This window comes from Autumnicola edwardsiae (assembly GCF_031846505.1).
Taxonomy (GTDB): domain Bacteria; phylum Bacteroidota; class Bacteroidia; order Flavobacteriales; family Flavobacteriaceae; genus Autumnicola; species Autumnicola edwardsiae.
The window spans coordinates 1-378 of record NZ_JAVRHP010000325.1; the positions used below are offsets into that span (position 1 = coordinate 1).

Consider the following 378-nt stretch of genomic DNA (forward strand, 5'->3'; position numbering starts at 1 on the left):
TGTTTGTGATTTTAAATGGTAGTCCCTGACCTGATTTGACTTTCGTTCTACAAATTTGGATAGGTTTATTGGATTTTATTCCCCAGTACGACCGTACTACGGTCATAATTTAACATATTGAAATTTGATGGGTTTTGTGGTGTTTTGAGAGTTCTGAATTGAAAATCGTGTGCTAAATCACATCAAATTATATGAAAGTGGCTTCCCAAATCAAAAGACGGTAGGTCAACCGTACTACGGTCTTTTTTTAAGAGAAAAATGTGCTTCTCATTCTTCGCTCTTATCCATTTCAATGAGTAACGATGTGGAAAGTTCATCGAGAAAAAGTGTCCTGCTATTCTTGCGGTTTTTGATGTCCTGATACGTTTTGTAGATGTC

Annotated in this window: 1 protein-coding gene; it reads right to left on the reverse strand. The window is 36.2% G+C overall.

Annotation, left to right across the window (positions count from 1 at the left end; all coding sequences use genetic code 11):
- Positions 1–267: 267 nt before the first annotated feature.
- Positions 268–375 carry an RteC domain-containing protein gene (locus RM529_RS17880; RefSeq protein WP_311486078.1) on the reverse strand — a complete coding sequence of 36 codons (108 nt, stop codon included), beginning with the start codon at positions 373–375 and terminating at the stop codon, positions 268–270.
- Positions 376–378 lie beyond the last annotated feature (3 nt).